This is a genomic window from Nioella aestuarii, from assembly GCF_050896395.1.
Classification (GTDB): domain Bacteria; phylum Pseudomonadota; class Alphaproteobacteria; order Rhodobacterales; family Rhodobacteraceae; genus Nioella; species Nioella aestuarii.
In genome coordinates this window covers 126,389-132,746 of sequence record NZ_JBPBBA010000007.1, presented here as the reverse complement: position 1 = coordinate 132,746, position 6,358 = coordinate 126,389, and the positions used below count along the sequence as shown (strand labels likewise).

The following is a 6,358-nucleotide window of genomic DNA, read 5'->3' as shown; positions in this document are numbered from 1 at the left end:
GCACCACGCGCTTGGGTTCTGCCGGGGCAGCGGCAATCGGCTGGGGCGGCGCGACATGTGCGATGGTGCGCTCCGAGTGCGGCAATGGGATCGTTTCGGTCGGCGTGCCTTCCACATAGTTCGGCTCCGCGTAGGCTTGCGGCGCGGGCTGGTGATGGCGGGCGGCTGTCAGCGGCGGTTCCACTCGGGCGGCTGTCAGCGGCGGTTCAACGCGCGGCGCCGAAATCGGCGGCTCCACACGGGCCGACATATGCTCTGCCCGGCGCGCGGCTACGGCGGCAGCGACGGCGGATTGGGGTTCTTCTGATGCCGGTTCTACGATCTGCCCCGGACGGCGCACACGGCTTTGAATCACCGAGGCGATCTTGCTGCGAATACGGTCGTCATCGGGGGCTTCCAGATCGGCGGGGGCGACGGGTGCACGTTCCACCAGTTCCGGCTCGGGCTCTGCCATCCGCTCTCGTCTCAGAATCGGCGGCATCCGGTCCAGAAGGCCAAGGCGGGGACGCGGCGCGGCCTCCTCTGGATAATCGGGTTCGTCATAGGCCAGTGCTTCATCGTCATAGGTCTCGACCGGGGCGGCTGCCCGGCTGCGGCGACGTGCATGCATCTGCATCGCGGCTTGCCCTGCCCCGCGACCGGCCTGGCCGAACATCGCTCCGATCCAGGCGAAGGAATTCACCAATCCCACCAGCATGAACCGCAAGGCAATTCGCAATTCGCGCCCGTTCACACCCAGAACGAACAAACCAAGCATGATGAGTGTTAGGAAAGACAGAGCTGCAAGGATCTTAAGTCCGGTGCCAATGGCAAACGGCAGCACGTTCAGCAAGGCGCCCAGAACCGTGTCACCAAACACGCCACCAAGCCCATAGCTTTGATCCCAGGTTGCGGGAGGCTGATGCGTTGCGGCGTAGATCGCTGCCAAAGCCACGGCAATCGGCAGGAAGATGATACGGCCAAGCGCCCGTTCACCACCCAGATGGGCTGCAAGGCGCACACCCCAGACCAACGCCCCAACCGCAAGCCCGTAAGCGCCCCAACCCACAACCAGCATCAACAGCGCCGAGCAGGACGCCCCAAACCGCCCCAAAAGGTTTTGAGGCACAGCATCCGTGGCCGCCCACCAGCTGGGATCATCTGGATTATAGGACGCCAGCATCAGGGTCATGGCGATGCCTGTCAGGATCAGCACGATCCCAAGCGCCTCGCGCCCGCGCTTTTCCAGCGCCGCCTGCATCGAGCTGTCCAGCAGCGGATCTCTCTGTCGCGTCTGATAGGCCATGTCCCGTTACCTCACGTTGCATACAGGCAATCGCGCAGCTTGATCAGCCCGCGTTGCATGTCATTTTTTTCAGCCACCATCGCCACGCGGATGCGGTCCGCGCCGGGCGTGTGGCCGTTCACGTCGCGGGCGAAGTAGGATCCGGGCAGCACCCGAACCCCCGCTTCGCGCCACAGCTTCAGTGTCGCCGCTTCGTCGTCATCGACAGGCAGCCAGAGGAAAAATCCCGCCTCGGGTGGCGCATAGCCCTGAAGGCCCGCGAACACCTGGTCGGCAATTGCGTATTTCTCGGCATAAAGCGCCCGATTTGCCTTAACGTGGTCTTCGTCCGACCATGCCCGTGCCGCCACCGCCTGCAATGGTCCCGGCAAGGGGGCACCCGCATAGGCGCGCAGTTGTTTCAGACGCTTGATGCTTTCAGCTCCACCAACGGCAAAGCCCGACCGCAAACCTGCAAGGTTCGACCGCTTGGACAGCGAGTTGAAAAGCACAACCCGATCAGGGTCCGCGCCCATTTGGGCGGCGACCTGCAAGGCCCCTGTGGGCGGCGTCTCGCGATAGATCTCGGAATAGCATTCATCCGCGAAGATCTGGAAATCGTAGGTCTCCGCCAGTTCGATCAGCTCTCGCCAATAGGCGACACTGGCCAAGGCCCCCTGCGGATTGGCGGGGGAACAGATATAGGCAACAGCGGTGCGGTTCAGCACGTCCACAGGAAGACTGGCATAGTCGGGCAGGTTCCCAGTGGCGTCGGTGGCGGGAACATAGACGGGCTCGGCCCCCACGGCCAACGCAGCCACCGCATAGACCTGATAAAACGGGTTCGGCGTCAGAACGACGGGCTTTTTCCCGCGCTTTTCCTCTGGGCAGAGCGCAATGCAGGCGTTGAACAGCCCTTCCCGCGTGCCATTCAGCGGCAGGATCTGCATTGCGGGATCGACGGTCACGCCGTAGCGGCGAAGGATCCATCCAGCGATGGCCTGCTGAAGATCGGCCGTCCCATCATTCGCCGGATACTTACCGAACCCGGCAGCGTTCTCCGCGATGACCTGAGGAACCCAGTTGGGGAAGGCATGTGTGGGTTCTCCGATCGTCATATTGATCGGGTCGGCCCCCGGTTCATGAGGGTCGAGAAGCGCCCGAAGACGCGGGAACGCGTATGCTGGCAGGTTCGAAAACCGCTCAGGAAATGCCATATCTGCCTCTGGTTCAGGGTCATTTTCGCCCTGTTTGGAGGCAGGTTAACGGCTTGCGCGGCTTTGGTCCAGAAAAACGAACGCTTTCAGGGCGATTGCTGGGCAGCGCTGTGGCCTTCAGGCCAATGCCGCCTCGGTTGCCTTGCCAAGCCGCAGCAGGGCCTCCTCACCGAAGGGTTGGCCAAGCAGCATGATACCGGTGCCCGCCACCCCCGTCGGAAGGGTCAGGGCAGACAAGCCCATAAGGTTCCCCACCCGCGTATTGCGCAAGGTCAGCAGGTTCTCGGTGACATAGTATTCGTCATCCTCCATCAGGCGCGCAGCATGAGGCGGCAGGTTTGGCGCGGTCGGCAGCAACACTGCATCATATCCCGCAACCTGAGCCGCCCATTCGCCGCGCAGATGGGTCAGGAACTGCCAGGCCGAGACGTAATCGGCGGCGGCAAAACCCGCACCCGACCGAAAGCGATCCAGAATGCGCGGGAACATCTTTTCTGGCGCGGCCTCAATCGCGTGCTTCCAGGTGCCGTAGGCCTCGGATGTAAAGAGGATCGGAGCCAAGTCCATCGCCGCCTCGATCCCGTCAACGGTGCCGTAGTCAATCTGCGCCCCTGCCTGTGCCATCCGGCCGATGGCCTGCGCAAAACCCGCAGCAGGATCTTCGCGCACATCATCCGTGTATGTCTTCAGCACAAGGAACCGTCGACCAGTCAGGGTCGCCCCCTCCAGATCAGCTGGCTTGCCGCCTTCCATGACGGCCAACAGCAGCGCGCAATCTTCCACCGTCTTGGCCAACGGCCCGACCGTATCAAACCGTTCGCAAAGCGGCACAACACCAGATAGCGAAAGCCTGCCCGAGGTTGTCTTGAGCCCCACCAAATCATTGAATGCAGACGGAATGCGCACCGACCCGCCGGTGTCTGATCCGATCCCCGCGGGGGCCAGCCCCCAAGCCGTCGAGGCCGCGGCCCCGGAAGAAGATCCGCCCGGCACAAGCTCCGGGTCGTGGATGTTGGGCGGCGTCGCGGTCACTGGGTTGATGCCAAGACCAGAGAAGGCCAGCTCGCTCATATGGGTCTTGCCAAGACAGACCATCCCCGCACGGGTTGCATTGGCCAACACCTCGCAATCGGCATCGGGAACGCGCCCCGCCAGCAGGTCGGACCCTGATTTCGTCTCATCCCCGGCACTGTCGAACAGATCTTTCCAGGACAAGGGAACCCCATCGAGCAGCCCGCGCCGCACACCTAGCCTTGCACGCTCCGACGCGGCCGCTGCTTCTGCCCGCGCTCGGTCTGCCGTCACCACGCTATAGATGCGGTCGGCGTATTCATGCGTCGCGATGGCGTCCAGATACGTATCGGTCAGCTCGGCCGGGTCGATCTCTCCCGCTCCGATTGCGCGGCCCAGATCCGCCACCCCGAGTGTTTGCCAATCGCCCCGCATTTCACGCCCTCCGCCATGTTGTCGCGGGCCACGCTAGCGGGGTGATGCCACATGGACAATCCCGTGTGTGTGCCCATATTGCAGGGCATGGCAATGGACTCGGATATCCTGATCGTCGGCGGTGGCTTGAACGGCCCCTGCCTGGCGTTGGCCCTTAGCCAGGCGGGCCTGACAAGCACTGTGATCGACGCGTTGCCGCTGGAAACCCGCGACAATGACCGGTTCGATGGCCGCTCCTATGCACTGGCGCTTGCCTCTGCGCGACTGCTGATGGCCATCGGGGTGTGGGACGGCGTGAAAGCCAACGCACAACCGATGTTGGAGATCAAGGCCAGCGACGGACGCGCGGGCGAAGGCCCCGCCCCGTTCTTCCTGCATTTCGACCATGCCGAGATCGAGGAAGGCCCGATGGGCTACATGCTGGAAGACCGCTTCCTGCGCCACGCCCTGCTGACCGGGATGGACAGCGATCCAAACATCACTCACCTGCCCGGAACCCGCGTCGTTGCGCAAAACACCTCTGGCCCCGCCAGCGTGACGCTGGAGGATGGCCGCACCTTATCGGGCCGCCTCTTGGTCGGCGCAGACGGCCGCCAAAGCGGAACCGGTGCGCGCGCCGGGATCAAGCGGCAGGGCTGGGATTACGGTCAAACCGCTCTGGTCTGTTCGCTACGCCACGAGCTGCCCCATCACGGCATCGCGCATCAGTTCTTCATGCCCGCAGGCCCCCTCGCCATCCTGCCCCTGCCCGGAAACAGATGTTCCATTGTCTGGAGTGAGACCCACGCCCGCGCCGCCGAGATCAACGCCCTCAGCGATGAGGAATATTTAGACGTCCTGCGCCCCCGCTTCGGTGACTTCCTTGGCGAAATCACTTTGGATGGCGACCGTTTCACCTACCCGCTGAACCTGACCATCTCGGAACGCTTCGTGGCAGACCGGCTGGCGCTGGTGGGGGATGCGGCTCATGGGGTTCACCCGATCGCCGGACAGGGCCTGAACCTCGGCCTGCGGGATGTGGGGGCATTGGCCGAAGTGCTGGCGGACGCCAAACGACGGGGCGAGGATATCGCCAGCCTTCTGGTCCTCGAACGCTACCAGCGCTGGCGCCGCTTCGACACCGCCACACTCGCCGCGTCCACCGATCTGATCAACAAGCTCTTCTCCAACGACAATCCACTGCTGAGGATGGGCCGCGATCTGGGCATGGGTGTCATCAACGCCTTCCCCGCAGCCCGGCGCAGCTTCATCCGCGAAGCCGCCGGCCTGACCGGCGATGTCCCGCGCCTGTTGCAGGGCAAACCGCTCTGAATTTCTCCTTGTGAAAATACTCCCGCCGGAGGCATCCCAACCCGGCCACAAACCCCAAGTTCAGACCAGGCAAGCCTCGTCTCAACACATCCGTGGCAACGCGGCATGACGAGGCCTCCGGCGTAAGCCGGGGGTTGAGGAGGGCCGCCCCCGGGTCGACGCCAAAGGCGGCGAAACCCCGGTCGGTGCCTGCTCCGCTCAGTTCATGTTGATGTCGCGCCCCGCGGATCGGATCGACACCGAGAACCCGGCCAGCACGTCGATCAGCGCGATCACCATCAACGTGAAGAACAAGGATGTGGACGCCCCCGCCACCAGCAGGAACTCCACAAGATAGACGACGAATACGACAGTCGACAAAAGGTGGTCGATGATCGACGCCATACCGGTGATCGTCGATTTCATGATTTCGACGAACAGAACCAGCAAAGCCACCAGCACGATCACATCGCCGATGGTCATCGTCCATGTCCCGCCAGACATCATCTCGACGGTGAACAGTGACCGAATGAACGGGTCATCCCCGCCCATCAGGCCAAACAGCCCGAGATTGAACAGGATCAGCGGGATAACAAGCAACGGGATCTTGGAAAGCATGGCAAAAGTCCTGAGAGAACTGAAATCTGCCCTCATCTAGCCTGTGCAGGGGAAGCATGGTCAAGGGTTTCAAATGACTGCTGGCCTCGCTGAAGGACAAAGCGAGGCCAGCAGGATGCGTCGGGGAAGCAGAATTACCAGCCCGTCAGTGGAATCGGGGTTGCGTCTGCGGGGCCATTGCCGCGCGCCTGATAAAATTCGGCCTTGGTCGAAATTCCGGGCATGCCCATATCCCGCAGCCGGTCAGCATCCAGCTTTGCCAACTTGCGAGCTTCGCGGTAGTTCCGATCCTTTTCGATCAGGAAGGCCAGAAACGCTCGAAATCCTTTCGCATCACGTACCGGCTTGGCTTTGGTGATGACGGTATCTGCGGTGATGTTCATCTGGCTGGTCATTTTGAATTTTCCTTTTGGCGTTGATTTCGATGAGCCCAACCTGCCTCACGCCCGTCAGACAATCGTGAAATCCTCCGTGAAAAACCCGCCAGCTCGTGTAATAATCCCGTAAAAATGGCCACTTATTT

At 62.4% G+C, this 6,358-nt stretch carries 6 protein-coding genes; 1 reads left to right on the top strand and 5 read right to left on the bottom strand.

What is annotated here, in order from left to right:
• The 3 genes from ACROHD_RS06975 to ACROHD_RS06965 all read right to left on the bottom strand — a co-directional run.
• The coding region (locus ACROHD_RS06975; RefSeq protein ID WP_432676690.1) for a DNA translocase FtsK 4TM domain-containing protein at positions 1–1,285 on the bottom strand (1,285 nt) is incomplete at its 3' end.
• An 11-nt stretch (positions 1,286–1,296) separates the two neighbouring features.
• Entirely contained in the window at positions 1,297–2,481 is a 1,185-nt protein-coding gene (locus ACROHD_RS06970; protein WP_432676689.1) for an aminotransferase class I/II-fold pyridoxal phosphate-dependent enzyme, read from the bottom strand.
• A 117-nt stretch (positions 2,482–2,598) separates the two neighbouring features.
• Positions 2,599–3,927, bottom strand: a complete 1,329-nt coding sequence (locus ACROHD_RS06965) for an amidase (RefSeq protein ID WP_432676688.1) — start codon at positions 3,925–3,927, stop codon at positions 2,599–2,601.
• Positions 3,928–4,014: 87 nt separating this feature from the next.
• On the opposite strand from ACROHD_RS06965, the gene ACROHD_RS06960 reads away from it, so the two are divergent.
• On the top strand, positions 4,015–5,238 hold the full coding sequence (locus tag ACROHD_RS06960; RefSeq protein WP_432676687.1) for a UbiH/UbiF/VisC/COQ6 family ubiquinone biosynthesis hydroxylase: 1,224 nt from the start codon (positions 4,015–4,017) through the stop codon (positions 5,236–5,238).
• A gap of 198 nt (positions 5,239–5,436) precedes the next feature.
• Here the strand turns inward: ACROHD_RS06960 and ACROHD_RS06955 are convergent, their stop codons facing one another.
• Both ACROHD_RS06955 and ACROHD_RS06950 read right to left on the bottom strand, forming a co-directional pair.
• Positions 5,437–5,835 carry a hypothetical protein gene (locus tag ACROHD_RS06955; protein WP_432676685.1) on the bottom strand — a complete coding sequence of 133 codons (399 nt, stop codon included), beginning with the start codon at positions 5,833–5,835 and terminating at the stop codon, positions 5,437–5,439.
• 134 nt (positions 5,836–5,969) lie between these two features.
• Complete coding sequence (locus tag ACROHD_RS06950; protein ID WP_432676684.1) at positions 5,970–6,230, bottom strand: hypothetical protein; 261 nt, start codon at positions 6,228–6,230, stop codon at positions 5,970–5,972.
• Positions 6,231–6,358: the final 128 nt, after the last annotated feature.

Excerpts from the sequence above, each read along its gene's own strand:
- ACROHD_RS06970 (WP_432676689.1), bottom strand. The coding sequence starts at position 2,481 with ATGGCATTTCCTGAGCGGTTTTCGAACCTGCCAGCATACGCGTTCCCG.
- ACROHD_RS06965 (WP_432676688.1), bottom strand. The coding sequence starts at position 3,927 with ATGCGGGGCGATTGGCAAACACTCGGGGTGGCGGATCTGGGCCGCGCA.
- ACROHD_RS06960 (WP_432676687.1), top strand. The coding sequence starts at position 4,015 with ATGGCAATGGACTCGGATATCCTGATCGTCGGCGGTGGCTTGAACGGC.
- ACROHD_RS06955 (WP_432676685.1), bottom strand. The coding sequence starts at position 5,835 with ATGCTTTCCAAGATCCCGTTGCTTGTTATCCCGCTGATCCTGTTCAAT.
- ACROHD_RS06950 (WP_432676684.1), bottom strand. The coding sequence starts at position 6,230 with ATGACCAGCCAGATGAACATCACCGCAGATACCGTCATCACCAAAGCC.